The 23,480-nt window shown below is 55.9% G+C and carries 25 protein-coding genes and 2 tRNA genes; 11 read left to right on the top strand and 16 right to left on the bottom strand.

The genetic code is table 11. The features are described 5' to 3' along the window. Positions 1-263: 263 nt before the first annotated feature. The gene (gene rmf / locus OJ965_RS14500) at positions 264-431 is read left to right on the top strand and encodes a ribosome modulation factor (RefSeq protein ID WP_008925875.1); all 168 of its coding nucleotides are present in this window, start codon (positions 264-266) and stop codon (positions 429-431) included. Positions 432-499: 68 nt separating this feature from the next. Here the strand turns inward: rmf and fabA are convergent, their stop codons facing one another. Then, entirely contained in the window at positions 500-1,018 is a 519-nt protein-coding gene (gene fabA, locus OJ965_RS14495; protein ID WP_009091047.1) for a bifunctional 3-hydroxydecanoyl-ACP dehydratase/trans-2-decenoyl-ACP isomerase, read from the bottom strand. Between the two features lie 68 nt (positions 1,019-1,086). Continuing rightward, positions 1,087-2,955 carry a Lon protease family protein gene (locus OJ965_RS14490; RefSeq protein WP_265136569.1) on the bottom strand — a complete coding sequence of 623 codons (1,869 nt, stop codon included), beginning with the start codon at positions 2,953-2,955 and terminating at the stop codon, positions 1,087-1,089. A 53-nt stretch (positions 2,956-3,008) separates the two neighbouring features. Here OJ965_RS14490 and matP point away from each other — a divergent pair, with 53 nt between their 5' ends. Beyond that, a complete protein-coding gene (matP, locus tag OJ965_RS14485) occupies positions 3,009-3,476 on the top strand; it encodes a macrodomain Ter protein MatP (protein ID WP_009091043.1) in 468 nt (155 codons plus the stop codon). Between the two features lie 94 nt (positions 3,477-3,570). Here the strand turns inward: matP and ompA are convergent, their stop codons facing one another. Together ompA and sulA are read right to left on the bottom strand one after the other, a co-directional pair. After that, positions 3,571-4,641 carry a porin OmpA gene (gene ompA, locus OJ965_RS14480; protein ID WP_009091041.1) on the bottom strand — a complete coding sequence of 357 codons (1,071 nt, stop codon included), beginning with the start codon at positions 4,639-4,641 and terminating at the stop codon, positions 3,571-3,573. A 350-nt stretch (positions 4,642-4,991) separates the two neighbouring features. Continuing rightward, positions 4,992-5,483 carry an SOS-induced cell division inhibitor SulA gene (gene sulA / locus OJ965_RS14475; RefSeq protein WP_111208080.1) on the bottom strand — a complete coding sequence of 164 codons (492 nt, stop codon included), beginning with the start codon at positions 5,481-5,483 and terminating at the stop codon, positions 4,992-4,994. Between the two features lie 210 nt (positions 5,484-5,693). On the opposite strand from sulA, the gene OJ965_RS14470 reads away from it, so the two are divergent. Next, a complete protein-coding gene (locus tag OJ965_RS14470) occupies positions 5,694-6,323 on the top strand; it encodes a TfoX/Sxy family DNA transformation protein (protein WP_058958010.1) in 630 nt (209 codons plus the stop codon). On the opposite strand, the gene yccS is transcribed toward OJ965_RS14470, so the two are convergent. Then, complete coding sequence (gene yccS, locus OJ965_RS14465) at positions 6,320-8,461, bottom strand: YccS family putative transporter (RefSeq protein ID WP_369750594.1); 2,142 nt, start codon at positions 8,459-8,461, stop codon at positions 6,320-6,322. The genes OJ965_RS14470 and yccS overlap by 4 nt on opposite strands. 1 nt (position 8,462) lies before the next feature. Continuing rightward, positions 8,463-8,903 (bottom strand): YccF domain-containing protein, encoded by a 441-nt coding sequence (locus OJ965_RS14460; RefSeq protein WP_009091033.1) that lies wholly within the window; start codon positions 8,901-8,903, stop codon positions 8,463-8,465. Positions 8,904-9,026: 123 nt separating this feature from the next. Between OJ965_RS14460 and helD the strand changes: the two genes are divergently transcribed. Beyond that, complete coding sequence (gene helD, locus OJ965_RS14455) at positions 9,027-11,081, top strand: DNA helicase IV (RefSeq protein ID WP_265136561.1); 2,055 nt, start codon at positions 9,027-9,029, stop codon at positions 11,079-11,081. A gap of 1 nt (position 11,082) precedes the next feature. Here the strand turns inward: helD and mgsA are convergent, their stop codons facing one another. Together mgsA and OJ965_RS14445 are read right to left on the bottom strand one after the other, a co-directional pair. Further along, the gene (mgsA, locus tag OJ965_RS14450) at positions 11,083-11,541 is read right to left on the bottom strand and encodes a methylglyoxal synthase (RefSeq protein ID WP_009091029.1); all 459 of its coding nucleotides are present in this window, start codon (positions 11,539-11,541) and stop codon (positions 11,083-11,085) included. 68 nt (positions 11,542-11,609) lie between these two features. After that, positions 11,610-12,251, bottom strand: coding sequence for a YccT family protein (locus tag OJ965_RS14445; protein ID WP_009091028.1), 642 nt, complete (start codon positions 12,249-12,251; stop codon positions 11,610-11,612). Positions 12,252-12,427: 176 nt separating this feature from the next. On the opposite strand from OJ965_RS14445, the gene OJ965_RS14440 reads away from it, so the two are divergent. Next, the gene (locus OJ965_RS14440; RefSeq protein WP_009091026.1) at positions 12,428-12,841 is read left to right on the top strand and encodes a CoA-binding protein; all 414 of its coding nucleotides are present in this window, start codon (positions 12,428-12,430) and stop codon (positions 12,839-12,841) included. Positions 12,842-12,877: 36 nt separating this feature from the next. Here the strand turns inward: OJ965_RS14440 and hspQ are convergent, their stop codons facing one another. Further along, positions 12,878-13,195: a heat shock protein HspQ gene (hspQ, locus tag OJ965_RS14435; protein WP_009091024.1), complete on the bottom strand. Its 318-nt coding sequence runs from the start codon at positions 13,193-13,195 to the stop codon at positions 12,878-12,880. A gap of 58 nt (positions 13,196-13,253) precedes the next feature. Next, positions 13,254-14,444 carry a 23S rRNA (cytosine(1962)-C(5))-methyltransferase RlmI gene (gene rlmI / locus OJ965_RS14430; protein WP_009091023.1) on the bottom strand — a complete coding sequence of 397 codons (1,191 nt, stop codon included), beginning with the start codon at positions 14,442-14,444 and terminating at the stop codon, positions 13,254-13,256. A gap of 85 nt (positions 14,445-14,529) precedes the next feature. On the opposite strand from rlmI, the gene yccX reads away from it, so the two are divergent. Then, positions 14,530-14,808, top strand: a complete 279-nt coding sequence (yccX, locus tag OJ965_RS14425) for an acylphosphatase (RefSeq protein WP_154927885.1) — start codon at positions 14,530-14,532, stop codon at positions 14,806-14,808. Here yccX and OJ965_RS14420 read toward each other — a convergent pair whose 3' ends face one another. Together OJ965_RS14420 and yccA are read right to left on the bottom strand one after the other, a co-directional pair. Beyond that, positions 14,809-15,135 (bottom strand): TusE/DsrC/DsvC family sulfur relay protein, encoded by a 327-nt coding sequence (locus OJ965_RS14420; protein WP_009091019.1) that lies wholly within the window; start codon positions 15,133-15,135, stop codon positions 14,809-14,811. A 104-nt stretch (positions 15,136-15,239) separates the two neighbouring features. Then, on the bottom strand, positions 15,240-15,893 hold the full coding sequence (gene yccA, locus OJ965_RS14415; RefSeq protein ID WP_009091017.1) for an FtsH protease modulator YccA: 654 nt from the start codon (positions 15,891-15,893) through the stop codon (positions 15,240-15,242). A 220-nt stretch (positions 15,894-16,113) separates the two neighbouring features. Here yccA and OJ965_RS14410 point away from each other — a divergent pair. The 3 genes from OJ965_RS14410 to agp all read left to right on the top strand — a co-directional run bounded on the left by OJ965_RS14410 (position 16,114) and on the right by agp (position 18,358). Then, a tRNA-Ser gene (locus OJ965_RS14410) sits at positions 16,114-16,201 on the top strand. Between the two features lie 73 nt (positions 16,202-16,274). After that, positions 16,275-16,362 (top strand) — tRNA-Ser (locus tag OJ965_RS14405). A 265-nt stretch (positions 16,363-16,627) separates the two neighbouring features. After that, positions 16,628-18,358 carry a bifunctional glucose-1-phosphatase/inositol phosphatase gene (agp, locus tag OJ965_RS14400; protein WP_265136555.1) on the top strand — a complete coding sequence of 577 codons (1,731 nt, stop codon included), beginning with the start codon at positions 16,628-16,630 and terminating at the stop codon, positions 18,356-18,358. 64 nt (positions 18,359-18,422) lie between these two features. Here agp and OJ965_RS14395 read toward each other — a convergent pair whose 3' ends face one another. Genes OJ965_RS14395 through wrbA form a run of 3 tightly spaced genes read right to left on the bottom strand, consistent with a single transcriptional unit; the run spans position 18,423 to position 20,701 of the window. Next, positions 18,423-19,796, bottom strand: a complete 1,374-nt coding sequence (locus OJ965_RS14395) for an NAD-dependent succinate-semialdehyde dehydrogenase (protein WP_154927883.1) — start codon at positions 19,794-19,796, stop codon at positions 18,423-18,425. 54 nt (positions 19,797-19,850) lie between these two features. Then, complete coding sequence (locus tag OJ965_RS14390) at positions 19,851-20,081, bottom strand: YccJ family protein (protein WP_009091011.1); 231 nt, start codon at positions 20,079-20,081, stop codon at positions 19,851-19,853. A 20-nt stretch (positions 20,082-20,101) separates the two neighbouring features. Continuing rightward, positions 20,102-20,701: an NAD(P)H:quinone oxidoreductase gene (wrbA, locus tag OJ965_RS14385; protein WP_009091010.1), complete on the bottom strand. Its 600-nt coding sequence runs from the start codon at positions 20,699-20,701 to the stop codon at positions 20,102-20,104. A 301-nt stretch (positions 20,702-21,002) separates the two neighbouring features. Here wrbA and OJ965_RS14380 point away from each other — a divergent pair, with 301 nt between their 5' ends. Next, positions 21,003-21,176 (top strand): con-10 family general stress protein, encoded by a 174-nt coding sequence (locus OJ965_RS14380; RefSeq protein ID WP_009091008.1) that lies wholly within the window; start codon positions 21,003-21,005, stop codon positions 21,174-21,176. A 98-nt stretch (positions 21,177-21,274) separates the two neighbouring features. Further along, positions 21,275-22,150, top strand: coding sequence for a DMT family transporter (locus tag OJ965_RS14375; RefSeq protein WP_265136546.1), 876 nt, complete (start codon positions 21,275-21,277; stop codon positions 22,148-22,150). Here OJ965_RS14375 and rutG read toward each other — a convergent pair whose 3' ends face one another. Further along, positions 22,151-23,476 (bottom strand): pyrimidine utilization transport protein G, encoded by a 1,326-nt coding sequence (gene rutG / locus OJ965_RS14370; protein ID WP_058958004.1) that lies wholly within the window; start codon positions 23,474-23,476, stop codon positions 22,151-22,153. Between the last annotated feature and the right edge of the window lie 4 nt (positions 23,477-23,480).

Genomic DNA, 23,480 nt, shown 5'->3' with positions numbered 1-23,480 from the left:
ATAAGCTAAGCCCCTGATGAAATGTCGCGATATAACGGCACGATTCAGGGGCTTTTTATTAGCTTAATCAGGGCGATAGTGTTGCCGTCTCCATCACAAAACCGCGCTTTCTTTTCCGATTAAGGTCACATTTATGACAGTGGCATGAAGATTGCGCATTGATCTTTGGGTGCGCAGGGGGTAGAACGTAAGAGTGGTTGAACATTAATTCACCACTTTTCTTTCCACCAGATTCCACAGACCTTACATGAGGGACACGGAGTATGAAGAGACAGAAACGAGACCGCCTCGAACGCGCCCATTCACGTGGTTATCAGGCAGGCATTACTGGACGCTCAAAAGAGATGTGTCCGTATCAGTTGATTGACGCTAAGTCTCACTGGTTGGGAGGTTGGCGACAAGCCATGGAGGACAGGTCGGTAGCAGCATAACCGGATGTCACTGAAAAAGGAAAATAACCTCCGCCTGGCGCGGAGGTTTTTGTTTCTGTGCAGAATGCTCAGAATGCTGCGGTGTCTTTAAACAGACCCACTTTGAGATCGCTGGCGGTGTAGATCAGGTTACCGTCAACCAGCACTTCGCCATCTGCCACGCCCATCACCAGCTTGCGGTTGATCACGCGTTTGAAGTGAATGCGGTAGGTGACTTTCTTCGCGTCCGGCAGGACCTGACCAGTGAATTTCACTTCACCCACGCCCAGCGCACGACCTTTACCTTCGCCGCCCAGCCAGCCCAGATAGAAACCTACCAGCTGCCACATGGCATCCAGACCCAGGCAACCTGGCATCACCGGATCGCCGATAAAGTGGCAGCCGAAGAACCAGAGATCGGGATTGATATCCAGTTCTGCTTCAACAAAGCCTTTGTCATATTTGCCGCCGTCTTCGGTCATTTTGACCACGCGGTCCATCATCAGCATGTTGCCGGAAGGAAGCGGCGGACCATTTTCGCCAAACAGTTCACCACGACCTGACAGAATCAGATCTTCTTTGGTATAGGATTCGCGTTTATCTACCATGTTTTCAATAAGCCTTGTTTTAGTGAATCACGAATATTAGCGAACAGTTGTACGCTGAGCAAATCGGATTAACGCTGGTTGAACCAGTTAAGCCAGCGCAGCGCCCAGGGACGTTGCGGGACATCCGGCTGGTTGAACAGGCTGATGCGTTCCTGGATGGTGTGCAGCAGGCAATCGCCCTCGCCATCTTCCGTACGCCATATTTTACCGGTCAGCAGTGGCAGGGCCTCATCAGCACGTTCTACAGCCCAGATGTGGAAACGGCCCTGTTCTACCGCACTGACCACTGCCTGGTTGAGGCTGAGATGACGCACATTACAGGCCGGGATAATGACGCCCTGCTGGCCGGTGAGTTCACGCTGATGGCAGATCTCGAAGAAACCTTCAATCTTCTCATTCAGGCCGCCTACCGGCTGAACGTTGCCGAACTGATCAACCGATCCGGTGACGGCAATCTGCTGATTGATTGGCTGGTTAGCCAGCGCGCTGATCAATGCACAGAGCTCGGCCAGAGAGGCGCTGTCGCCATCAACCTCAGAGTATGACTGCTCAAATACCATTGACGCTGAAAAGGGCAGTTGCTGATCGAGCTCCAGCTCTGCAATCAGGTAAGCCTGCATGATCATCATGCCCTTAGCGTGGATATTGCCGCCTAGCTCCGCCTTCCGCTCAATATCCATGAACTCCCCATCACCGGGGTGAACGACGCAGGTAATCCGTGTCGGATCGCCCCACGCGCGGGGATGGCCAGGATATTCAACGACCGAGAGGCCGTTGATCTGACCGACCACTTCGCCTTCGGTTTCAATCAGAATCTGTCGCAGCAGGATTTCATCCCGCATCCGCTCATTGAGATAGTTCTCACGCCATAAGCGGGCTTCCAGTGCGTCGCGAAGCGCTTCGGCATTGAGCGTGTCACCCATCAGGGCTGACTCGCGCATCTGGCGCTGCAGCCAGCGCGGACAGAGGGGCAATGTCTCCTGATCGCCGCTATAGCGGACACCCTCTTTAATCAGTTCCGGCCAGAAGTCCGCTTCCGGAACCGGCAGACCCGCCTGACGCGCCAGCTCTTCGTTCCAGCGACACCAGGCCAGCATGTCATCTTCATCCAGAATCTGAATGTTCTCTTCAAATTCGGTATAAATCGCCATTTCATGCGCTTCAGGATCGAGCTCCTGAAAATCGGCCAGCACCTCGCGGTCTCCGCACAGCACCAGATTCAGCCTGAGCGGCACAGGCGGAACAGAGACGGGCAGGGGCCGGCGCTCGTCCTGGGAAGTCCACTCCACGTAGCCCTGCTCAATCGCTTTTTTCAGGCGCAACCAGAGGATCGGCTGGGTCATCAGGCTTCGCAGTGAGAGCACCAGCGTACCGCCATTGGCGCGATGGATCAGGCCCGGCTCAGGCTGGAGGCGATCTTTATACTGGCGTACGCAGCCAAACAGCTGCTCCATCTCAATCCATTCAGCAAAATGAATGCCACCCTGACTGGTGAACGGGCGCTGAGGATCGGAGGGCGGCAGGAGCGTGATAATGTCACCCATGATATGGTAATCACCGCCGTACAGCGTGGTACTGTCAGGTATCACCCGCTGCGCGGCCTGGGCAATGAAGGTCAGATAATCGCGATTCTCCTGGCTTCGAACCAGCAGTAACGGGAATCCCTGCGACTGGTGATGTAAATGCGCCAGGGCATTCAGCAACCGGGGCTGTACCGTTGCCAGAGCATCAGTTTCTTCATCAGCAATTCGGGAGAAAACGGATTGGTATGGTGCGCTATCCGGCTGTAGGGTCTGCCACGTAAGTTGGGTGCTGGTCAAAATAATCGCATTTATCTGTTTTAAGAAAAGCGAGATTATACAGGATTCACCCTGGTTAAGCACTGCAGACTTCCTGGTGAAGTTGTGAAGCTGACAGCATGTTTTTCGTTGCTGCATCCGGGAAAAAAGCTGTTATTCTTAGCTCGTTACGTGATCACGATGAGATTCCGATGAAATACCAGCAACTCGAAAATCTTGAAAGTGGATGGAAGTGGAAATACCTGGTGAAAAAACATCGGGAAGGTGAACTGATCACGCGTCACCTTGAATTGAGTGCGGCGCAGGCGGCAGTCGATAAACTGCTGGCGATGGAAAATAATCCGGTGACGGTGAATGAATGGATTGCTGAACATATCCATGCCGATCTTGATAACCGGCTGAAACAGACCATCCGCGCACGGCGGAAACGCCATTTTAATGCAGAACATCAGCATACCCGAAAAAAATCGATCGACCTGGAGTATCTGGTCTGGCAGCGACTGGCCGGACTGGCACAGCGGCGCGGCTGTACCCTCTCTGAGACCATTGTTCAGCTGATCGAGGATGCGGAACGCAAAGAGAAATATGCTACGCAGATGTCGAGTCTGAAGCAGGACCTGCAGGCGATTCTGGGTAAATCAGGTTCAGAAAACGACTAGCCGGGCAGGTGGAGCAGGGTGGCCAGTTCCGAACATCCCTTTATTACCGGCATAAAAAACCCCGCCTTAGCGGGGTTTTTTATTACGTGTTAACTTAAGCCTGTGGCTGAGTTACAACGTCTTTGATGCCTTTAACGTCGATTTCTACGCGACGGTCCGGCGCCAGGCAGTCGATCAGGGCGTTACGGCCTTTCACGCTGTCACAGGTGTTGCCGGTAACTGGGTTAGATTCACCCATGCCACGTGCAGAGATCTTGTTAGAAGGGATACCTTTAGAAACCAGGTAATCTACGACTGACTGAGCACGTTTCTCAGACAGTTTCTGGTTGTACTGCTCTGAACCGATACGGTCAGTGAAGCCCAGTACGACAACGGAACCATCTTTAGGATCCATTGAGCTCAGCTGGCTGTACAGCTGATCCAGAGCCTGCTGGCCTTCTGGCTTCAGGGTCGCTTTGTTGAAGGTGAACAGAACGTCAGACTTCAGAGTGAAACGCTTGGTTTCAACAACTGGAGCTGGAGCTGGGGCCGGAGCCGGAGCTGGTGCAGCGACGTCATCCTGACCGAAGCGGTAAGAAACGCCTACGCTCAGCATGCCGTTGTCTGGACGTGCACCAACGGTCTGTGCATCACCGATGTTGTTAACCCACTGGTAGTCCAGGCGGGTAGCCCAGTTTTTGGTCAGTGCGTATTCAACACCTACAGCAGCCAGCGGAGATACGCCGGTGTCGTGGTCGCTGATGCGGCCAGTAGTTGGGTTAGTCTGCGTAGCATCTGCACGCCATACCATGCCGCCCAGACGGGTGTACACGTCCAGATCGTCATAGATTGGGTAGCTCAGTTTAGCTGCCAGCTGAACGCCCTGTGCTTTGAATGCGCCGTTAGTCACGGTGCCTTTGTTAGGCATGCGACCCAGCCAGTCATAGCCCAGCTCGAAACCCAGGTATGGGTTTGCCTGATAACCAACGAACGCACCTGCGCCCAGCTGGCTTTCATGAGTTGGACCGTTATTGTTCTCGTAACCGTGGCCGTAGTAGCCAGTGTCGTGATACTGAGACCAGCCCAGTTTAGCACCGGTGTACCAGGTGTCATCTTTCGGAGCGGCCTGCGCTACGGTAGCGAAGCCAGCCAGTGCCACTGCAATTGCGATAGCTGTCTTTTTCATTTTGCGCCTCGTTATCATCCAAATAGGCAATGAGCAAAAAGGTTGCTCTTGGTTTAAATCCTTCGCCGGGTCAAAACGCTCGCTTATGACTCTACCGCAAAAAACGGAGGTTATTGAGCACCCTGGCGAGATAAAGTCTACAACGAGATTGGAAACTTACAAGTATGATGTGAGGCGCTTCTGTAAAAAAACAGCGATTTATACACAATTTCTAACAATTAGCCTGGTAGTATTGTCGCGGCAGCAAGCCTGAAAAACCTGCTAAACCATTGTCAATGCTCGAACTAACAGAATCAGTGGTTTAGCGACGACAGATAAGAAAAATAGCTTGAGAAACTTCTTATTTTTACTTAATGAAACAAATCCGACTGAATTTTTATGGGGTTTTGTGGTCTGAGAGGCGCTTCCGATGTCCCGCCTGAACGCAAAATCAGCCCCAGCGCTTCACCCTCTGCTGCTGCATTTTCCAGTTGACGACGCTCATCTTCATCCAGCTCGTAGGGGATCCATGCCAGTACCACGCTGTAATTGCCTGTGCGTAACGCCCTGACCATCGCCTCAACCGCATTCAGTCGTTCTGAATCGGCGATGTGCATGCTTTTATTCAGCGGTAATCCCGATTCCTGCAGCCAGGCGCGATTCAACTTATGCGCGGGGGTTAACCACAGCTGCCAGCGTGATTGCTGACTCAATTGCTGCAATAACGGTAGCAGTAACATCTGCATCATTCCGGGCTGCTCACTGTAACGTAACTCTGTAATTCCACCAGGCTGAGCCGCCGGAACAGAAGAGGACGCATAACGATGAGCATAGCGTGCATTATCAGGATGTTGGGTTCGCATAAGTTAATCACCAGCAGTTGACTGTATGAATATACAGTACTGTCATCCTGGATAAAGATCAACCCAAATTTCTGAAAACGCCTCGCAAAAACGCGACAAGATTAGGCGAACCACTATTTATTCGTTGAACCCGCTTACGCTTTTTCCTATCTTCTAATTGCCTGATACCCAAGGCAATTTACGATCTGTTTCTGACATGGAGGTGGTGCAATGAAAAAGGTGAATCCGGTTGTAGAGCGCTCCAGAGCGCATCTGGCCCCACTGGGAGCCATTGAGTCCCGTACCCAGTTCGGCGGGTATGCACTGGCGGTTGAGAGTGTGGTTTTCGCGTTAATTAATCAGGGTGAGCTCTACCTGCGCGCCAGTGAACCCCTGCAGGCGTACATCACCGATCGGCCTCTGCAGCCGCTGGTGTTTCGCAAGCGAGGTAAGCTGGTCAGTCTCAATTACTACCGCGTCGATGAGACGTTATGGCGCGATCCTGAGCACCTGCTGGCGCTCTCCGCCGCCTCACTGGAAACGGCGCAGCTGGAGCTGCAGGACAGGCAGGGTTCACCGCGCCTCAAAGATCTGCCCAACCTCAGTGTCCGTCTGGAGATGATGTTGTATGACGCGGGTATCATGAGCGTCAACCATCTTTACCAGATGGGGGCCAAACAGTGCTGGCTGAAGCTGAAAGCCATCAACCAGCACGTCGGATTTCAGACATTGCTGGCGCTGCAGGGCGCAATCACCGGTCATCATGCTGCTGCACTGCCGCAGGCAACCCGGGCCGAGCTGAACGCCTGGTTTCAGCGCACGCTGTTGTCTGACACAGCGCCCGGAAGCAGCAAAGGTTAGTCGGCGAGTAGCGTGCGGCGCAGGCGAGCCATTTCAGGCATCAGTGCCACCAGCAGACCGAGTTGCTGGAGCACCAGTGGCGCACGCGTGTCTGCATCCGCGGCCAGCTGGCTGATGCGCTGAGCTAACGGCTGGCGCATCGCCTCTGCCTGTTCATCACTGACCACCTCCGTCTGCAGCACATCTTCCACGTAGCAGACGGTGTCATCCAGCAGCGTCAGCAGTGCCGGATCGCTGATCTTATCGCGGTGGGCACCCAGTGCAGAGATGTAACTCAGAAACGAGTGGTTAGAACAGAGCAGCTGAAAAGCGGATTCACGCAGTTTCTGGCTGGTGCGACTTTCACTGCTCATATTTGACACCACCGACGCCAGCTCAGCATCGGCATTGTGCGCATCACGACGCGCAATGCGATAGGCGAGTCGGTTGTCTTTGCCCTGATGATACTGCTCCATGATGGCGTCAAGATAACGACAGTTGGCCTGCAGAGTGCGTTCTGCCACGGCCGGTAACTGACGGAACCGCCAGTCAGGCCAGATAAAGGCCACAGCCAGCCAGGCCAGCCCACAGCCCAGTAAGGTATCTACCACCCGTGGCAGGGCGACCTCAAATCCTTCACCTAACAGATTGAAGCAGAGCAGCACCAGCAGCGTAATAAACAGCGTGGCCTGCGCATACTGGACCTGTCTGAAGGCAAAAAAGAGCACGCCGGAGATAACGATCAGGATTAACTGACCCTCTATGGAGGGCACCAGCCATAAAACGGGCAGGCCAATCGCAATACCGGCCAGCGTCCCGCCGATACGCAACGCCAGCCGTCGCTGGGTTGCGTTGTAGTTAGGCTGACAGACAAACAGACTGGTCAGCAGGATCCAGTAACCGCGTTCCAGTCCGGTCACCTGAATAAAACCGTAGCCGATACAGAGCACCACAGACATCCGGACAGCATGCCGGAACAGCGCCGACGCGGGCGTGAGATGTCGGCTGAAGCGCAGCCGGATATCACTCCAGCCACTCAGCCCTTCTCGCGACAGCAGATTGTCGCTGTGCTGAGTGTCTTCGCCTGACAGGGTCTGTTCAGATTCAATCGAGGCGAGTTGAGCGTCGATGGCGCGCAGATTACGCAGCAGCCAGAAGAGCGCACGCGTATGGGCGGCTTCCGGTTCACGCTGCTCCAGACGCTCTATGGCTTTCTGCAGACGTTCAAACGCGCGCTCAAACCGGCTGTCATGTACCCATCTTTCGCGCATCAGGATGCAATGCGCCAGCTGCCGACACGCCTGAGCCTGCATATTCAGCAGTCGCTGGAAGCGAAACAGAATTTCGTTATAGCGCCAGTCACCCCGCAGCAGGTGATATTGCAGGTGAGATGAGCTGGCCCGTTCATGAATGTCCTGCGCCACAAAGTAGTAGTGGAGGCTGCGGCGGGTTCCGCGAGAGCCGCGATCGCCGCGCAGACGACTCTGCAGCGTGGTTTTGGTCAGGTTGAGCTGGGCCACTAACTGGCTGTTGACCATTGCCGCCTCCACAAAGGCGGCATCATCCTGTTCACCCGCATCCGGGTCGAACAGATTCGCTTTCGCATCCAGATAACGCGCCAGTTGTGAAAAACTGCCGGCCAGCTGCTCCTGCACCGGTCGCACCGGGAACATCAGGTGACCCAGCAGTGTCAGCAGGTTGTACCAGAGCGCGCCGACCAGCAGCAGGATCGGCTGCATATACCACTGACTGAACAGCCCGATGCCAAGCATGGTGTAGACCGCAATCAGCAGCGCGCCAAAGGCGATCGTCGCATAACGCTGACCCAGCGCCCCCAGCAGAATAAAACCCCAGGTTGAGATCGCGAGGCCAGCGATAAAGGCCAGAGGCCAGGGAAACAGTAACTCGACGGAAACCGAGGCGATGCAGAAGCAGAGCAGGGTAATCAGCAGATTCTTCAGGCGGCCCGCCAGACGATCATCGAGATCGGCCAGCGCCGCCGCTACCACGCCCAGCGTCAGCGGGATGGTCCACTCAATCTGGTGCAGCCACCAGGGAATAGCGGCACATCCGCTCAGCGCAAACAGGATGCGCAGCAGATAGCGCCAGGCGCTGTTAAACAGATATTTGCGCCAGCCCGGCAGCGTAGCTGACATCATATTAATAGCGGCGGGCATTGGCTTCGCGCGCAGCCTGCGCCTCTTCCACTGACACCACCCGGCGTCCGACCGGCCAGAGTGCTATCGCGGCGATCTTGAAGTTAGCCAGCCCGACCGGAATGCCGATGATGCTGATGCACTGCACAATCCCGACAGAGATATGGGAAAGGCAGAGCCACCAGCCGAAGAAAATCAGCCAGAAGATATTCAGAAAGGTTCCGCCAGTGTTCATGATGTGGCTTTTGTTTTCAGGGCGAAGCACATCCACATGCACCGCCTCGTTACCAAATGGCAGCAGCGAGAGTTTGGTAATTTCCCAGCAGGAGCGGGTAAGCGGCAGGGTAAAAATCAGTACGATGCTGATCAGGGTGGCAAAGAGCCAGCTCAGGGTGGTGAAAAAACCGCCCAGGACAAAATTAAGAACGTTTAAGACGGTGCGCATGATCTTCTTTTCCTTTTGCATTCCGCAAGATGTGACGCCAAGTTTAGCCTGTTTTAAGGCTGGAGCGCCAAGGGTCTGACAGGTAAACTTCCCCGAATCCTATTCTCTGACGTGAGTGTCGGCGTGGAACTGAAAGCAACTTCGATGGGCAAACGACTTGCCCGGCATCCCTATAATCGTGTCCGTCTGATGGCAGCGGGCGTCGAAGTCAGTGGCGATAAGCATGAGTACCTGATCCCTTTTAATCAGTTGCTGGATATCGCCTGCAAACGCGGCGTGGTGTGGGGCGAACTGGAATTTTTGCTGGCTGATGAAAAAGTGGTGCGGCTGCATGGCACGGAATGGCAGGAAACGCAGCGCTTTTATCACTACCTGCTGCAGGCCTGGCAGAGCTGGAGCCTGGAGATGAGTGCGGTGTGCCGCGACGTGCTGCAGACCCTGCGTGATGACATTGAGGCATTCAGTGCGCAGGATCGCTGGCTGAACCGGCATGAACTGCAGGCGCTGAAAAACACCATTATTCAGCAGTTCGATGCGTTGCCGTTGCCGCTCTCCCGGTTGAAGGATTTTGCTGACTGTCGTGAAAACCAGGCTTTCTGTCAGCGCTGGCTGGAGCAGGGCGAGGCGGCCCTGCGGCAGCGAAACCGTGACTGGACCGCCGCAATGCTGACCCGCTACCGGGCATTCTTCGACACGGTCGAGAGTACGCCTCTCAATCAATCGCAATGCGAGGCGGTAGTCAACGGCGAAGATTCACTGCTGGTGCTGGCGGGCGCCGGGAGCGGTAAAACCTCCGTGCTGGTGGCGCGTGCGGGCTGGTTAATGCAGCGCAATCTCGCCAGCGCCGATCAAATTCTGCTGCTGGCCTTTGGCCGACAGGCTGCAGAAGAGATGAACGCCCGTATCCAGTCGCGGCTGTCAGCCAGTGATATTCAGGCGCGAACCTTCCATTCTCTGGCCCTGCATATTATTCGTGAAGGCAGCAACAAACAGCCGGTCATCAGCAAGCTGGAGAGCGATGCCGATGCACGTCGTGCACTGCTGATTCAGGAATGGCGGCAGCAGTGTCATGAAAAAAAGGCCCAGGCCAACGGCTGGCGCCAATGGCTGCGTGACGAGCTGGAGTGGGAGGTGCCGGAGGGGCCATTCTGGGAAGATGACAAACTGGCTAAGCGCCTGGCGTCCCGGCTCGAACGCTGGCTGGGGCTGATGCGCATGCATGGCGGCGCGCAGGCCGCGATGATCGCAGAGGTGCCTGAGGATGTGCGCGATCTGTTCAGCAAACGTATCAGGCTGATGGCTCCCCTGCTGAAAGCGTGGAAGAGTGCGTTAAAAGAGGAGGGCGCGGTCGATTTTTCGGGGCTGATTCATCAGGCGATTGCTCTGCTGGAAAAAGGGCGCTTTATCAGCCCCTGGAAACACATTCTTGTGGATGAGTTTCAGGATATCTCACCGCAGCGCGCCGCCTTGCTCAGCGCTTTACGCCAGCAGAACAGGCGCACCGCCCTGTTTGCCGTTGGTGATGACTGGCAGGCCATCTACCGCTTCAGCGGTGCAGAGATGACGCTGACGACGGCGTTTCATCACTACTTTGGTGAGGGTGACCTTTGTGTGCTGGATACCACTTACCGCTTTAACGATCGCATCGGCGACATTGCGAACCGTTTTATCCAGCAGAATCCGCAGCAGCTGGCGAAGCCGCTTAACAGCATCACCAAAGGGAATAAAAAGTCGATTTCACTGCTGGCGGACGATCAGCTGGAGCCGTTGCTGAATAAACTCAGCGGCTATGTAAAGCCTGATGAGCGCATCCTGCTGCTGGCGCGCTATCACTACCTGCGACCGGATGTGCTGGACAAAGCCAGAACCCGCTGGCCGAAACTCAATCTGGAATTTATGACCATCCATGCCAGTAAAGGCCAGCAGGCGGACTACGTCATTCTGCTGGGGTTGCAGCAGGGCAAAGAGGGCTTTCCGGCGAACGTGCGCGAATCGATTATCGAACAGGGCCTGTTACCGCAGCCGGAAGCGTTCCCGGATGCAGAAGAGCGCCGCCTGGCCTACGTCGCTCTGACACGGGCGCGCCAGCAGGTTTTTCTGCTGTTTGATAAAAGCGCGCCGTCACCCTTTGTCGGGCACTTCCGTGAGCTGGGTGTACCGGTGTTGCGTAAAGCCTGAGTTACTTCAGCCGTCCGGCCAGATAGCGCGCATAATCAGGGATCATGATCTCGCTGCTTTGCGCAAACAGCGGCGACTGAATAATAAAATCTGCGGTGGAGCGATTGGTGGCGACCGGGATATTCCATACGGTAGCCAGACGCAGCAGCGCTTTGACATCGGGATCGTGGGGTACCGCATTGAGCGGGTCCCAGAAAAAGATCAGCGCATCTATCTTTCCTTCTGAAATCAGCGCGCCTACCTGCTGGTCGCCGCCCATCGGGCCGCTCAGCATGGCCGTGACATTCAGGCCGGTGTCGCGGTTGATCAGATTCCCGGTGGTGCCGGTCGCATAGAGGATATGGGATTCCAGTGCAGGCTGATTCTGTTTAACCCACTCAAGCAGAGCGGCTTTGCAATGGTCATGGGCGACCAGTGCGATATGTTTTTGTTTGCCAAGGGTACGGGTAGTCTGCTCCACAAACGTCTCCATTCAGGGTCATGCGGAAAAAGCGATAGCGCGAGTTTACCTCTGCGCTTTCAGCGCTATCAACTGGTGCGCAGCATTTTGACCAGCGTCAGAAACTGCTGACGCGTCGCTTCGTCAAAGCGCTGAAACCAGCGGTGAAGTGAGGGATGCTCCGCTTCAATCGTCCAGTCGAGATCGGCGGTCAGACTGACCGCAGAAGGCGTCTCAGAGGCTGAATGGGCAAAACGAGGCACAGAGGCGATCTGACCGGTGCGATTGTAGTTCACCATCGCTTTTTCCATGTCGACAGCGGGCGCGGCAGGCAGACGATCGCGCAGGCTGGTGATTTCGTTCCCTTTCTCATCCACCAGCAGGAAATTCAGGCTGCGATCGAAGTGATAGCGCTCGCGTTTTGTCTCCAGCGCAGGCAGCCGGATGGTAATGGTTTTAGCCACGGCAGTGAAGGTGACGATCATCGGCACCGATTGATAGGCGAGGGTGCTCTCTTTCTGACCTTTTCGTTGCTGCTCTACCCGAAACAGAAACTGATGCTGACCCCGGTCCAGCTCTAAACTGTCTGCGCCCTTGAGGAGCGAGCCTGAAATCTTACGGCCATCCAGCACCAGCAGATCGATTTGCGGATCGAGCTTTAACGTGATGGCAGAACAGGACGCCGAAACGAGGAGAGCGACCCACCCCATTACAGCCAGCGACAGCTTCATTTCAACTCCGGTAACTGATGACACACAGGATTATGTGTAGCAAATTCTTACATTATGGCAGTTAGTTTACATTTAAACATATTTAATCGTGCGCTGGCTCAATTAATTACGTCACTGACTTAACCGTTCGGGGGTGTGCCCATCTACACTCAACTCTGGCCTGAAAGGAGATAACGATGAACGACCAGACAATTCGCGAGGTGCTGACCCGCACCCAACGCATCGCCTTAGTCGGGGCAAGCGATCGCCCTGAGCGTCCCAGCTACGGCGTGATGAAATATTTGCTTGATCAGGGGTATGACGTGATTCCGGTCAGTCCGAAGCTGGCGGGCAAGACGCTGCTGGGGCAGCAGGCGTATGCCAGCCTGGCAGATGTTCCGGGCCATATTGATATGGTGGATGTATTTCGCAATTCTGAAGCCGCGTGGGGTGTAGCCCAGGAGGCGATTGCGGTGGGCGCAAAAACCCTGTGGCTGCAGCTGGGTGTGATTAATGAGCAGGCGGCCGTGCTGGCACAGGATGCAGGTATGACGGTGATTATGGATCGCTGTCCGAAGATTGAGATTCCGCGGCTGGGGATCACGCGCTGAGAAGAGAGGTGTGGCGGCAGAGGGTGCCGCCACAGATTAATGTCGCAGATGAGGCGCCTGAAGCTGCTGACGCACTGAGGCCGCCAGTTCATCCATTGAGGGCTGCTCAGGGTGTTCAACACTGGTTTCGCCCGAAAGCTGAATTTCAGCAACATAGGTATGCACCTGATCGCCTTCTTCATCTTCCATCACGACATGATACCAGGGTGCCGAACGCATCTTCTCTTCCGCGCCAACCTCTTCAATTTTAGGCTCATCTAACGAGTACTCAGGATCGACATCGACAATAACGCCCAGTACGCCGGACAAACGATGACGAACCTGCTGACCAATACCAAATTTACTGGCAATCATAGTGACCTCCGAAAAAAAGCTCTCTTTCCAATATGGGGGCAGGAGCCAATTTTTCAAGTCACATGACGCGGCAGGCGAAACCTTTCAGGTAGAGTCCCTCCGGGTAACTGGCGATCACCGGATGATCCGCTGCCTGACGGAACTGCTCAATAAACTGCACCTCGCGGCCGGCATCCAGTGCGGCATCGGCAATGATCTTCTGGAACAGCTCGGTGGCCATCAGACCGGAGCAGGAGAAGGTCAGCAGAACGCCACCGGGATTCAGCAACTGAATGGCGAGCATGTTGATATCTTTATAGCCGCGACAGGCGCCCATCAGCTGACTTTTGTTTTCGACGAACTTCGGCGGATCCATAATGATCAGATCAAATTTCTCCCCACTGTCACGATAGCGACGCAGCAGTTTGAAGACATCATCACGCTCAAAGCGCGCGCGGGAGAGGTCGAGTTCATTCAGTTCGACGTTCTGACGTGCCACATCCAGCGCTTCCTGCGAAGTATCAACGCTGATCACCTCTTTACAGCCGCCCATCAATGCCGAGACGGCGAATCCACCGGTATAGGAGAAGCAGTTAAGTACCCGGGCATCCTGAGCGTAACGGCGGGTGGCGAGACGGCTGTCTCGCTGATCGAGGTAGTAGCCGGTTTTATGGCCACCCTGGATATCTACCAGCAGCTTCATGCCATGCTCAGTAATCGGCAGCAGAGGCGGCGGCAGTTCGCCGGTAATCGTACCCTGCGTCAGTTCCAGCCCCTCTTTCTTCCGCACAGCGACGTCGGAGCGGTCATAGACTGCACAGCCGGGGAAACATTGCTGCAGGGCAGTAATGATCGCCGCTCGCTGATATTCGGCTCCAGCGGAGAGCAGCTGCAGAACAAAAAAATTGCCAAAGCGGTCAATGGTGACGCCCGGTAAACCATCAGATTCACCGGCGATCAGACGATAGCTGTCCAGACCGTCGCGCGCTGCCAGCCATGTGCGCCACTGCTGCGCCTGCTCAAAACGGCGCACAAAGAAGGCGATATCGATGGATTCATCGGCCTGCCAGCTCCAGACACGGGCGCGAATCTGTGACTGAGGAGAATAGGCGGCGCGCGCCAGCCATTTGCCGTTACTGTCACACACGTCAATGGTTTCACCCAGTTGCGCTTTACCTTCCAGACGCGCGACAGCGCCTGAAAAGACCCAGGGATGGCGACGGAGCAGGGACTTTTCACGTCCCTTTGCGAGAATCAATCTGACTGTCATAGTTTGCTATGCTTACCTGAAAAAATGAGGTGCCATTGTCCGGTGGATAACGGGAAATTGCAACGAACAGCAGCAGGAGGGCAGTATGTCAGCAGCCTGTTTTAAAGCATGGGTTTATGGCCGCGTGCAGGGCGTCGGATTCCGTTACAGCACCCAGGCCGAAGCCCGCGCGCTGGGCGTGCTGGGCTATGCGCGTAACCTGGAGGATGGCAGTGTCGAAGTGCTGGCCTGGGGCGAGGCGGAAAAGGTCGAGGCCCTCATCGCCTGGCTCAAAGCGGGCGGGCCACGCAGCGCGCGGGTGGACAGTGTGCGTGTGGAGCCGCACCAGCCGTCATCACCCCCACGCGGCTTTACGACCGGATAGTCAGAGACATTTGGCCGGTTTGGGCAGGCCTGCGATTTTCGTCGCCTGCTTAGCCGGCCCGTCAGGGAAAAGACGAAACAGATAGCGGCTGTTGCCTTTCTCTTCTCCATACTTCTTCGCCATCGCCTTCACCAGCATTCGTACGGCGGGGGAGGTGTTAAATTCCAGATAGAAGGCGCGCACAAAATGGACGACCTCCCAGTGAGCGTCGGTCAGCGTAAGGCCTTCCTGCGCGGCAATATGTTCAGCCAGCGCTGCACTCCAGTCGCTGGGATTTTTCAGATAGCCTTCGGCATCGACGGCGATTTCGTTACCGTTAAAATTCACGTGACTTCCTCTCTGTAAATGACGGCGCAGTGTAGCAAACTGGCGTAGCAGTAAAAGCAAAAACCCCGCCGGAGCGGGGTTTTCAACGCTGATGCACGTGTCTGTCAGTTGCTGCGGGCAAAACCGAGCAGGCTCAGCAGGCTGACAAAGATGTTATAGAGTGAAACATAGAGGCTGACCGTGGCCCGGATATAGTTTGTTTCTCCGCCGTGAATGATATTGCTGGTTTCCCACAAAATCGCGCCGGCTGAAAAGAGAATGAACAGGGCGCTGATCGCCAGATGCAGAGCAGGTAACTGCAGGAAGAGGTTAGCCACTACCGCGACCAGCAGCACCACAAAGCCCGCCATCATCATTCCGCCAAGGAAGGACATATCACGGCGGGTCGTCAGCACATACGCGGAACAGCAGAAGAAGACCAGCGCCGTTCCACCCAGCGCCAGTGCGATTACATCCCCCATCCCTGCGGTCAGGAAAGAGCTCAGGATCGGACCCAGGCAGTAACCCAGGAAGCCTGTGAAGGCAAAGGCGGCCAGGATGCCCATCGGGCTGTTAGCCAGACGGTAGGTTAAAAACATCAGACCATAAAAGCCGACCAGCATCAGGATCAGACCGGGAGCGGGTAACGCCAGCAGGGTGCTGGCCGTGGCCGTCACGGCTGAGAAAGCCAGGGTTAATCCCAGCAGAAAATAGGTATTGCGCAGAACTTTGTGCGTTGAGAGCAGTGAGGACTGCGATGAGGTGACAATTCTTTCCATGTTGCGCTCCTTTAAGCAGAACACTAAATATGAGCCGAGAATACGCAGGCCATTAAAGAGGGAAAAGCCGTTTTACCCTTCTTTACGCGCTAATCTGCTAATTGTTTGAGCAGAGTGGTGATTTTGACAGCGAAAAAACAGGAAATGGCTGTTTTTCATGCGAACAGTCAGATATAGGCTTTACATCGATAATCGGGATGTTTATAGTGCGCGTCATTGCGGAGGGGTGGCCGAGCGGCTTAAGGCAGCGGTCTTGAAAACCGCCGATGGGAAACCATCCGAGAGTTCGAATCTCTCCTCCTCCGCCACTTTATCTGCATCGGGCAATAAAGTGGCAAAATGTCAGCTGATAATTTTGCCAATGCAGTACTGTTTCAAAACGGAGGGGTGGCCGAGTGGCTTAAGGCAGCGGTCTTGAAAACCGCCGATGGGAAACCATCCGAGAGTTCGAATCTCTCCTCCTCCGCCAGATTTTACAGGCCAGCACTGAGTGCTGGCCTGTTTCGTTTCTGCCTTCCTCTGTTCTTCTGCCATGCCGAAAAGGCGCACTGAGCCGCATCCGGCTTTGCATTCATCTCTCTTTATCCTCTCTGCTATAGTCTACTCACCGTTTTTGCAAACATGTGGCGCTTTTCTGAGGCGAGCTGAGTTACACTAGGGATTACGTCGCTCTGAGGCGAGCTAATCGGTTGATAGCCAGAGTGTTTCTTTACTGAATGAATGGAATAGGCACAATGATCAAGAAACTGAGTCTTTGCGCATTGTCAGTGCTCGCAGCATTGCCGGTCGGAACCGTCGCGCTGGCGGCTGAAGGTGATATGCAGCTGCAGCAGGTCCTGATGCTAAGCCGTCACAATCTGCGTGCGCCGCTGGCCGATAACGGCAGCGTGCTGGAGCAGTCCACCAAAAAAAGCTGGCCGCAGTGGGACGTTCCTGGCGGTCAGCTGACCACCAAAGGTGGCGTGCTGGAAATCTACATGGGTAACTATACCCGTCAGTGGCTGGCCCAGCAGGGACTGGTGAAGAACGGCAGCTGTCCTGACAGCCATAACGTCTTTGTCTATGCCAACAGCCTGCAGCGTACCGTTGCCACCGCCCAGTTTTTTGTCAATGGCGCTTTCCCGGGCTGTGACATCGCGGTCACGCATCAGGATGCGATGGGCACCATGGATCCTATCTTTAATCCGGTCATCACGGATGGCAGCGAAGCCTTCAACAAGAAAGCGCTGGCTGCGATGGCTGCCGAAAATGAAAAACTCTCGCTGAAGCCTGCTTTCCAGCGTCTTGAGAAGATTGTTGACTATAAATCTTCGCCTGCCTGTAACAATAAAAAGCAGTGCGATCTGAGCAGTGGTCAGAACACCTTCAGCGCGGAAAATGGCAAAGAGCCGAATGTCAGTGGCCCGCTGAAAGTGGGTAACTCGCTGATGGATGCGTTCACCCTGCAATATTATGAAGGTTTCCCGCTGGAGCAGGTGGCGTGGGGACAGATCAAGACGCCTGAACAGTGGAAAGAGCTGTCGGCCATTAAAAATGGCTATCAGGACGCGCTGTTTACCAGTCCGGATATCTCGCGCGAAGTGGCCGCCCCGCTGGTGGATTACATCCGCAGTCAGCTGGTCGATCAGGATAAAGCCAGTGCACCAGCTATTACGCTGATGGTGGGGCACGATTCAAACATTGCCTCGCTGCTGAGCGCGTTGCAGGTGAAGCCGTATGAGCTGCCTGATACCTGGGAAAAAACGCCGATTGGTGGTCAGGTTGTCTTTGAACGCTGGCACGACGCGAAAAATGACAAAGACCTGCTCAAAGTCGAATATGTCTATCAGAGCGCCGATCAGCTGCGCAATGCGGACGTGCTGAGTCTGAAAAACCCGCCAAAACGTGTGACGCTGCAACTGGCGGGCTGCCCGACGGATGCTAACGGCTATTGCAGCTGGGATCAGTTCTCTCAGGCGCTGAACGCGGCGCTGCAGGGCACGCCAATGCAGCCAGCCGCTGCACCACAGCCAGCCGCCGCGACGCCATCTGATGACGACAGTGCGAAAGCCGCTGCGACGCAGGATGCTGCCGCTGACAAAGCGGAAGCCGATAAGGCGACCGCAGACAAAGCGCAGTCGGATGCGGATAAGGCTGCCGCAGATAAAGCCGCCGCCGACAAAGCCGCAGCAGAGAAGGCCAGAGCGGAGAAAGCTGCCGCTGACAAAGCCGCAGCAGAGAAGGCCAGAGCGGAGAAAGCTGCCGCTGACAAAGCCGCAGCGGAGAAGGCTAAAGCGGATAAAGCTGCCGCGGATAAAGCGGCGGCTGAGAAGGCCAAAGCGGAGAACGCGGCTGCTGCCAAAGCGGATAACGCAGCGGCGAAATCAGCCGGTGACAACGCCACGGCTGACAAGGCTGATACTGCAACACCGTCTGCCAGCGCGCAGAACGATAAAACAAAGTCAGCGGCTGAAGCGACACCGTAATATCCCCATGCTGCTGACAATAAAAAACCCCGTCGAGACGGGGTTTTTTTATACCTGCGGCAGCCTATCCCGCCACAACAACCAGTTTCTGGTTAGCAAACTCTTTGATGCCCAGATCGGAAAGTTCACGACCATAGCCGGAACGTTTCACGCCGCCAAAAGGCAGCTCGGCGGAGGTGTCGCTCTGCGAGTTAATAAACACCATGCCGGTTTCAATGGCAGAAGCGAGCCTGCGGCCACGGGCAATATCCCGCGTCCAGACGGAGCCGCCAAGACCATAGTGAGAGTCGTTGGCCAGCGCCACCGCGGCCTGGTCATCTGCCACCACATAGACCTGTGCCACCGGGCCAAAGAACTCCTGATAGTAAGCCGGATTATCGGGTGTGATGCCGGTCAGAATCGTGGGCTGGTAATAGCAGCCCACGCCTTCAACGGCTTTACCGCCGGTCAGCAGTTTTGCGCCGCTGGCGACAGCTTCATCAACCTGTTTAACCAGACGGTCGCGCGCATCTGCCGAGGAAAGCGGACCCAGCGTGGTCTTCTCATCCAGCGGATCGCCCAGCGTCGCCGCGCTCAGCGCCGCACTGAACTGGCTGATAAAGCGATCGGCAATTTTCTCATGCAAGATAAACCGTTTTGCCGCCGTACAGACCTGACCGCAGTTGCTCAGGCGCGCCTGCACACCCTGACGCACGGCTTCATCAAGATCGGCATCATCCAGCACGACAAAGACGTCGTTGCCGCCCAGCTCCAGCGTCGATTTCTTAAGGTGCTTACCGGCCTGTTCGGCCACGGCACTACCGGCGCGCTCGGAACCGGTCAGGGCAACCCCCTGAACCCGATCGTCAGCAATCAGATCCGCGACCTGTTCCGTAGAGATAAACAGGTTCGTCCAGGCGCCTTCAGGCGCACCTGCTTCGCGAACCAGTTTTTCAAAGACATCGGCACAGTGCGGCACGATATTGGCATGTTTTGCCAGCACCGGGTTACCCAGCGCGAGGTTAGGCGCCAGCACGCGCATCAGCTGATAGTAGGGGAAGTTCCACGGCTCAACGGCCACCAGAACACCAATCGGGTGATACTCAACCCAGGCTTCGCCCAGCTCACTGGGGTAGGTGTGCGGCTGCAGAATGCGCTCAGCATTCTCCGCGTAGTAGCGGGCAATCTGCGAGCAGATTTTGACTTCGCCCCGGCTCTGACCAATCAGTTTACCCATCTCTTTACTGGCGATGGTGGCGAGTTCTTCCGCACGGCTATCAATCAGGTCAGCCAGCTTTTTCAGTACCTGCAGGCGCGGCTGAATCTCCCCTTTGCTCCAGGAGGAGTGGAACAGCTGGTCAGCGACCTCCAGGGCATGGCTGACGGCGGCATCATCATGGGATGGCCAGCTCTTCAGCAACTGGTTGTTGGCGGGATTAATGCTTTGATAGGAAGACATAGCGTTCTCCTTGGTGAGCGAAAAAATTGAGGGCGGGAAGATCCCGCCCCTGAATCAGACGTTTTTACGTTCTACGGGTTTGTCATCCCAGGTCAGGAGATCTTTATCGGTTTTTTCAAAGGCGCGAATCAGTACATCGTCACTGCCCTGCTGACGCCAGATCTCTTCTGCCAGTCTCTCATCGTAATCAGCCACTTCGAAAATGGCCTCAGCAATTTCAGGGGAGGTATGACGCAGACTGGCCCATTCGCCAACGTGATGTGCTTTTGATTGTTCAGTAGACATACTTTTCTCCATTGATTAAATCAGTCCTGCAGTTTAGTGGTCAGGCTGGCAACATGTTCGCCCTGAAAACGGGCGATGTTCAGCTCCGCTTCCGTGGGCTGACGTGAGCCATCCCCGCCTGCCAGGGTTGTCGCACCATAAGGTGTTCCGCCGCGCACCTGAGAGATATCAAACAACTCTTTGGTGCCATAGCCGATGGGCACGATCACCATGCCGTGATGCGCCAGGGTGGTCCAGACCGAGGTAATGGTCTGTTCCTGACCGCCGCCGGTGCCGGTTGAGGTGAAGACGCTGGCGACCTTGCCAAACAGGGCACCTGATGCCCACAGGCCGCCGGTGCGATCCCAGAAGGTGCGCATCTGACCGGACATGTTGCCGAAGCGGGTCGGGGTGCCGACGATAATGGCGTCATACTGCGGCAGCACATCCGGCGTCGCCTCTGCCGCCAGCTGATCGGTTTTGCCGCCCACCTCCGCAAAGCGACTGGCCTCCATCGTTTCTGGTACCCGCAGGATATCCACTTCCGCGCCGGGAACCCGACGAGCGCCTTCAGCAACCGCGTTCGCCATCGTTTCGATATGTCCGTACATTGAGTAATAAAGCACCAGAATCTTAGCCATTGATCTCTCCAGGTGATTTAGACGTCCAGAAAAAGTATAGAAGAGCTTTCGTTTTACGCAGGGGAGGGAAGGAATGGGCGGATTTAGCTGTGTAATAATTCCGCAGCTAATCGGTTGTAAGCCAGAGGAATGTTCGTTATTTACTCAAATCGGTGGTGAATAGTCTGTTGCTAAATGTGACCGTGCGCGGGGTGAAAGCAGAATCTGGCTATTCTTTAACCATGGGTTGAATCCAGGCCCCGGGCCGTCAGCTCTCGACTTTCTCATTCTTATTTATCGCACTACGCGACAGGAGCACATCATGACAACACATCGTGGCGGTTCAGGTAATTTTGCTGAAAACCGTGAACGTGCCGCAGAAGCGGGACGCAAAGGGGGCAAAAACAGCGGCGGTAATTTTAAAAACGATCCGCAGCGTGCCGCGCGTGCCGGCGAAAAGGGCGGACGCAGCAGTCCGAAGAAAACGGACGCTTAATCCCCTGATAGCCGCCGGTAAGATCCGGCGGTTAACGTCGTTGCTTTTCCCCCTCGCTCTCCTCCACAATGTTGTCCGAATCTTTTATCAGGTGAATTATGTCGGACACTCTCCGCGGCTTATCCCTGCGCCTGACGCGGCAGGAGCTGGTGTTAATCTTTATAACTATGATCTGGGGCGGGACCTTTCTGGTGGTGCATCGGGCGATGCAGCACTCGGGACCGTTCTTTTTCGTCGGTCTGCGTTTTGCCACCGCCGCACTGCTGCTGGCGCTCTTTTTCCGGCGCTATCTCAAAGGAATAACCTGGCTGGAAGTGAAAGCCGGGACGCTGATTGGCCTGTCGATTGCCGGCGGTTACGGTCTGCAGACCTGGGGAATGCAGACCATTTCCAGCAGTCAGTCCGCGTTTCTCACTGCGCTCTACGTGCCGGTGGTGCCGCTGCTGCAATGGCTGTTTTTACGTCGTCCGCCGGGCATCATGTCATGGCTGGGGATTCTGCTGGCCTTTACCGGTCTGCTGCTGGTGGCGGGGCCGCAGGATGGCCGTATCAGCCTGAATGCCGGGGAGATAGCCACCCTGTTCAGTACGCTGGCGATTGCCGCTGAGATTATCTTAATCAGCCGCTTTGCCAGTCGGGTCGATGTGCGTCGCGTGACGCTGATCCAGCTCGCGGTGGCGTCGCTGTGCGCCTTTGCGCTGATGATCCCCAATGGGGAGACGGTGCCCGTGATTTCCATGCCGCTGCTGTTCAGTGCGCTGGGACTGGGCGCCGCCAGCGCGCTGATTCAGGTCACGATGAACTGGGCGCAGCGCAGCGTGTCACCCACGCGTGCCACGGTTATTTACGCCGGTGAGCGACTGCCTGCACTGGCGCTGGTAGGTGGGGCGCTGATTGTCTGTGGCGTGATTGTCAGTGAACTGCGGCTGAAACGAAAGAAAGCGGTGCAGCCTGCTGCCACACCGCTGGAGTAGTTAACCCTGCTGACGCGCCAGCTTATCCTGCTGCATGGCGCGGTTACGGCGCAGAATGGCATTGAGGATAATCGCCCCAAAGGTCGCCGTGCCGATGCCGCCCAGCGTGAATGAACCGATTTTAAGCGCAAAGTCACCTGCGCCAAGGACCAGCGTCGTCGCCACCATGATCAGGTTACTGTTCTGGCCTAAATCGACCTGATTCTGAACCCAGATGCGCGCGCCTGCCACCGCAATCAGTCCGAAGACCACAATCGAAGCACCGCCGATCACCGGCGCCGGAATGGTGTGGATCAGCGCACCGAACTTCGGCGAGAAACCGGCCAGGATCGCGATGACCGCCGCAGCAACAAATGCCAGCGTCGAGTAGACCTTGGTCACCGCCATCACCCCGATGTTTTCCGCATAGGTGGTCACCCCGCTGCCGCCGATTGAACCGGAGAGCATCGTGGCAAGACCATCGCCCACAAAGGCGCGTCCCATATACGGGTCGAGGTTGCGTCCGGTCATGCCCGCTACCGCTTTCAGGTGGCCGAGGTTCTCCGCCACCAGGATAATGGCGACGGGGGCGATTAATACCATCGCATGCAGATCAAAGGTCGGCGAGGTGGTATGCGGCAGACCAAACCACGCCGCCTGTGACAGTGCCGTGAAATCCACCGGCTTGCCCAGTCCCAGAACGTTAGTCAGCAGGGCATAGATCGCCCACGCCAGAATCAGCCCCACCAGAATCAGCAGGCGCTGAACCATTCCGCGGGTAAAGACGGCCACCAGGCCAATACATAATACGGTCATCACCGCGATCCAGCTGTCGAAGGCGGAGGCGGAGACGCTGTGCACCGCAATCGGCGCCAGATTCAGCCCGATAGCCATCACCACGGCTCCGGTCACCACGGGCGGCATCAGATTCTCAATCCAGCGGGTGCCGGATTTCATTACCACCACGCCTATCAGCGTATAGAGCAGGCCGCAGGCGATGACGCCACCCAGCGCCACACTCAGGTTGGGGTTCAGCCCCTGACCGCTGAAACCGGTCACCGCAATCACAACGCCCACAAACGCGGCGCTTGACCCGAGATAGCTGGGCACGCGGCCGCCGGTAATAAAGAAGAACAGCAGGGTCCCTATCCCGGAGACCAGAATCGCCAGATTGGGATCCAGTCCCATCAGCAGCGGCATCAGCACCGTTGCGCCAAACATCGCCACCGCGTGCTGTAAACCCAGCACCAGCGTCTGCCCCGCAGGCAGCGTCTCATCCGGGGCGATAATACCGTTTTCTGTTAAAGCCGACTTCTTTTGCCATTGCGGAAACCAGGATCGTGCCATCGTC

The sequence above is a fragment of the Pantoea anthophila genome (assembly GCF_026104315.1).
Classification (GTDB): Bacteria; Pseudomonadota; Gammaproteobacteria; order Enterobacterales; family Enterobacteriaceae; genus Pantoea; species Pantoea anthophila.
The sequence above is the reverse complement of the archived record's forward strand: the minus strand, read 5'-3'. Positions and strand labels throughout refer to the sequence as shown.